We start from the raw sequence: 5,284 nt of genomic DNA, 5'->3' as shown, positions 1-5,284 counted from the left end.
GGTGGCAAATTAAACTTAATTGAAGAGTTTGATCATGGCTCAGATTGAACGCTGGCGGCAGGCCTAACACATGCAAGTCGAGCGGGGTTTTCGGACCTAGCGGCGGACGGGTGAGTAATGCGTAGGAAGCTGCCCGATAGAGGGGGATACCAGTTGGAAACGACTGTTAATACCGCATAATGTCTACGGACCAAAGTGTGGGACCTTCGGGCCACATGCTATCGGATGCGCCTACGTGGGATTAGCTAGTTGGTGAGGTAATGGCTCACCAAGGCGACGATCTCTAGCTGGTTTGAGAGGATGATCAGCCACACTGGAACTGAGACACGGTCCAGACTCCTACGGGAGGCAGCAGTGGGGAATATTGGACAATGGGCGCAAGCCTGATCCAGCCATGCCGCGTGTGTGAAGAAGGCCTTCGGGTTGTAAAGCACTTTCAGCGAGGAGGAAGGGGTAGTAGTTAATAGCTGCTACTTTTGACGTTACTCGCAGAAGAAGCACCGGCTAACTCTGTGCCAGCAGCCGCGGTAATACAGAGGGTGCAAGCGTTAATCGGAATTACTGGGCGTAAAGCGCACGTAGGCGGTTGGTTAAGTTGGATGTGAAAGCCCCGGGCTCAACCTGGGAATTGCATTCAAAACTGGCCAACTAGAATACGGGAGAGGGGGGTAGAATTCCAAGTGTAGCGGTGAAATGCGTAGAGATTTGGAGGAATACCAGTGGCGAAGGCGGCCCCCTGGCCCGATATTGACGCTGAGGTGCGAAAGCGTGGGGAGCAAACAGGATTAGATACCCTGGTAGTCCACGCCGTAAACGATGTCTACTAGCTGTTCGTGGTCTTGTACTGTGAGTAGCGCAGCTAACGCACTAAGTAGACCGCCTGGGGAGTACGGTCGCAAGATTAAAACTCAAATGAATTGACGGGGGCCCGCACAAGCGGTGGAGCATGTGGTTTAATTCGACGCAACGCGAAGAACCTTACCTACTCTTGACATCTACGGAAGACTGCAGAGATGCGGTTGTGCCTTCGGGAACCGTAAGACAGGTGCTGCATGGCTGTCGTCAGCTCGTGTTGTGAAATGTTGGGTTAAGTCCCGCAACGAGCGCAACCCCTATCCTTAGTTGCCAGCGAGTCATGTCGGGAACTCTAGGGAGACTGCCGGTGATAAACCGGAGGAAGGTGGGGACGACGTCAAGTCATCATGGCCCTTACGAGTAGGGCTACACACGTGCTACAATGGTATGTACAGAGGGAGGCAAGCTGGCGACAGTGAGCGGATCTCTTAAAGCATATCGTAGTCCGGATCGCAGTCTGCAACTCGACTGCGTGAAGTCGGAATCGCTAGTAATCGCAAATCAGAATGTTGCGGTGAATACGTTCCCGGGCCTTGTACACACCGCCCGTCACACCATGGGAGTGGGTTGCAAAAGAAGTAGGTAGCTTAACCTTCGGGAGGGCGCTTACCACTTTGTGATTCATGACTGGGGTGAAGTCGTAACAAGGTAACCCTAGGGGAACCTGGGGTTGGATCACCTCCTTACCTAAAGCAGATTTAGTTCGTGTAGTGTCCACACAGATGATTGATTGATACGTAGAGCAAACAGTAAAAGCGGTATCCGCGAGGATAACGCCGGATGTTTGGTTTAGCGCAAGGCGCAGACTGAGCGAGTGAAGGAGTGTACGGGTAGTACATGACTGAATGAGCGATGGATGCAACGAAGCGATAAGACAAACAGACAAGTTAGAGCTGGTCTGTAGCTCAGGTGGTTAGAGCGCACCCCTGATAAGGGTGAGGTCGGTAGTTCGAGTCTACTCAGACCAACCAATTCACCGCCAAGCGTTGTTGCAGCGAACCTCACATACTTTAAGTATGCTTCGGTTCACCGCGCCTAGCTTGACCATGAATTTACCAATTTAGATTGGGGTTATAGCTCAGCTGGGAGAGCGCCTGCCTTGCACGCAGGAGGTCAGCGGTTCGATCCCGCTTAACTCCACCATTACTTAAGATAGATTCTGAAAGTAAATTACTGTTTGAAATCTCAAAGACAACCATTCTTTCAAAGAATTGTTCTCTTTGAGCTTTATGCTCGAAGTGCTCTTTAACAAATTGGCAAGCTGATAGAAAGAAAAAACAAGGTAACAATATTTATTTGTGAACCTTATCACACCTACGATTCCAGACATTTTGGGGTTGTATGGTTAAGTGACTAAGCGTACACGGTGGATGCCTTGGCAGTCAGAGGCGATGAAGGACGTGCTAACCTGCGAAAAGCTGTGAGAAGTCGGTAAGAGACGCTAGACTCACAGATGTCCGAATGGGGAAACCCACCTGATTTATCAGGTATCGTATGATGAATACATAGTCATACGAGGCGAACCGGGAGAACTGAAACATCTAAGTACCCCGAGGAAAAGAAATCAACCGAGATCCCCTTAGTAGCGGCGAGCGAACGGGGGCTAGCCCTTAAGTTGATAAAGAGTTAGTGGAACGCTCTGGAAAGTGCGGCGATACAGGGTGATAGCCCCGTACACGAAAAAGCTTTATCAATGAAAACGAGTAGGACGGGACACGTGGTATCCTGTTTGAACATGGGGGGACCATCCTCCAAGGCTAAATACTCCTGACTGACCGATAGTGAACCAGTACCGTGAGGGAAAGGCGAAAAGAACCCCTGTTAGGGGAGTGAAATAGAACCTGAAACCGTGTACGTACAAGCAGTGGGAGCCCCTTTGTGGGGTGACTGCGTACCTTTTGTATAATGGGTCAGCGACTTACATTCTGTAGCGAGGTTAACCGAATAGGGGAGCCGTAGGGAAACCGAGTCTTAACTGGGCGAATAGTTGCAGGGTGTAGACCCGAAACCGGGCGATCTATCCATGAGCAGGTTGAAGGTTGGGTAACACTAACTGGAGGACCGAACCCACAAATGTTGAAAAATTTGGGGATGACTTGTGGATCGGAGTGAAAGGCTAATCAAGCTCGGAGATATCTGGTTCTCCTCGAAAGCTATTTAGGTAGCGCCTCGAGCGAATACCATTGGGGGTAGAGCACTGTTAAGGCTAGGGGGTCATCCCGACTTACCAACCCTTTGCAAACTCCGAATACCAATGAGTACTACTCGGGAGACACACGACGGGTGCTAACGTCCGCCGTGAAAAGGGAAACAACCCAGACCACCAGCTAAGGTCCCAAAGTCATGGTTAAGTGGAAAACGATGTGGAAAGGCATAGACAGCTAGGAGGTTGGCTTAGAAGCAGCCACCCTTTAAAGAAAGCGTAATAGCTCACTAGTCGAGTCGGTCTGCGCGGAAGATGTAACGGGGCTAAACCATGCACCGAAGCTGTGGACTTGCGCTTTGCGCAAGTGGTAGAGGAGCGTTCTGTAAGCCGTTGAAGGTATCTCGTGAGGGGTGCTGGAGGTATCAGAAGTGCGAATGCTGACATAAGTAACGATAAGGGGAGTGAAAAACTTCCCCGCCGGAAGACCAAGGGTTCCTATCCCATGCTAATCAGGGTAGGGTAAGTCGGCCCCTAAGGCGAGGCAGAAATGCGTAGTCGATGGGAAACGGGTTAATATTCCCGTACCGGCAATACTGCGATGGGGGGACGGAGAAAGCTAGGCAGGCATGGCGTTGGTAGTCCATGTGAAAGTGCGTAGGAAGGGGGATTAGGCAAATCCGGTTCCCTATATTCTGAGACACGAGACGAGCCACTACGGTGGTGAAGCTGTTGACGCTACGCTTCCAGGAAAATCCTCTAAGCTTCAGGTATTGTCGACCGTACTCGAAACCGACACAGGTGGTCAGGTAGAGCATACCAAGGCGCTTGAGAGAACTCTGGTGAAGGAACTAGGCAAAATAGTACCGTAACTTCGGGAGAAGGTACGCTCTTGTGGGTGAAGGACTTGCTCCGTAAGCCTATGAGAGTCGCAGTGACCAGCTGGCTGCAACTGTTTATTAAAAACACAGCACTCTGCAAACTCGTAAGAGGACGTATAGGGTGTGACACCTGCCCGGTGCCGGAAGGTTAATTGATGGGGTTAGCGCAAGCGAAGCTCTTGATCGAAGCCCCGGTAAACGGCGGCCGTAACTATAACGGTCCTAAGGTAGCGAAATTCCTTGTCGGGTAAGTTCCGACCTGCACGAATGGTGTAATGATGGCCAGGCTGTCTCCACCAGAGACTCAGTGAAATTGAAATTGCGGTGAAGATGCCGTATACCCGCGGCTAGACGGAAAGACCCCGTGAACCTTTACTATAGCTTGGCACTGAACATTGACCCTGTATGTGTAGGATAGGTGGGAGACTTTGAAGTTGCGACGCCAGTCGTGATGGAGTCGTCCTTGAAATACCACCCTTGCATGTTTGATGTTCTAACGTAGGTCCCTCATCGGGATTGCGGACAGTGTCTGGTGGGTAGTTTGACTGGGGCGGTCTCCTCCTAAAGAGTAACGGAGGAGCACGAAGGTTGGCTAAGTACGGTCGGACATCGTACGGTTAGTGCAAAGGCAGAAGCCAGCTTAACTGCGAGACAGACACGTCGAGCAGGTACGAAAGTAGGTCTTAGTGATCCGGTGGTTCTGTATGGAAGGGCCATCGCTCAACGGATAAAAGGTACTCCGGGGATAACAGGCTGATACCGCCCAAGAGTTCATATCGACGGCGGTGTTTGGCACCTCGATGTCGGCTCATCACATCCTGGGGCTGAAGTCGGTCCCAAGGGTATGGCTGTTCGCCATTTAAAGTGGTACGCGAGCTGGGTTTAGAACGTCGTGAGACAGTTCGGTCCCTATCTGCCGTGGGCGTTGGATGATTGATTGGAGTTGTTCCTAGTACGAGAGGACCGGAATGAACGAACCGCTGGTGTTCGGGTTGTCATGCCAATGGCACTGCCCGGTAGCTACGTTCGGAACGGATAACCGCTGAAAGCATCTAAGCGGGAAGCCGGCCAAGAGATGAGTCATCCCTTGTACCTTGAGTACACATAAGGGTCGTTGGAGACCACAACGTTGATAGGTGAGGTGTGGAAGCGCAGTGATGTGTTAAGCTAACTCATACTAATTGCCCGAGAGGCTTAACCATACAACGCCCAAGGTGTTTGTGTGTGGTGTGAAAAGAATTCGATTTATCAGTTTGCTTGTTAAAGACACAAAAACGTTTTTTGCCTGGTGGCAATAGCGCTGTGGAACCACCTGACTCCATTCCGAACTCAGAAGTGAAACGCAGCCGCGACGATGGTAGTGTGGCAGATGCCATGCGAGAGTAGTTCACCGCCAGGCTCCCAA

The 5,284-nt window shown here is 51.1% G+C and carries 2 tRNA genes and 3 rRNA genes; all 5 read left to right on the top strand.

Features of this window, described 5'->3' with window-relative positions:
* Positions 1–16 precede the first annotated feature (16 nt).
* The 5 genes from J2W69_RS20425 (at position 17) to rrf (ending at position 5,278) form a co-directional block, all read left to right on the top strand.
* Positions 17–1,541, top strand: a 16S ribosomal RNA gene (locus J2W69_RS20425).
* A gap of 208 nt (positions 1,542–1,749) precedes the next feature.
* Positions 1,750–1,826 (top strand) — tRNA-Ile (locus J2W69_RS20420).
* 96 nt (positions 1,827–1,922) lie between these two features.
* A tRNA-Ala gene (locus J2W69_RS20415) sits at positions 1,923–1,998 on the top strand.
* A gap of 200 nt (positions 1,999–2,198) precedes the next feature.
* Positions 2,199–5,081, top strand: a 23S ribosomal RNA gene (locus J2W69_RS20410).
* Positions 5,082–5,163: 82 nt separating this feature from the next.
* Positions 5,164–5,278, top strand: a 5S ribosomal RNA gene (rrf, locus tag J2W69_RS20405).
* Together the 16S, 23S and 5S rRNA genes with 2 tRNA genes alongside form the textbook arrangement of a ribosomal RNA operon.
* Positions 5,279–5,284: the final 6 nt, after the last annotated feature.

Origin of the sequence: Rheinheimera soli, from assembly GCF_031457405.1 — a bacterium.
GTDB classification, from domain to species: Bacteria; Pseudomonadota; Gammaproteobacteria; order Enterobacterales; family Alteromonadaceae; genus Pararheinheimera; species Pararheinheimera soli_A.
Note: the sequence above shows the minus strand (reverse complement) of the source record. Positions and strands in the feature narration are given on the sequence as shown.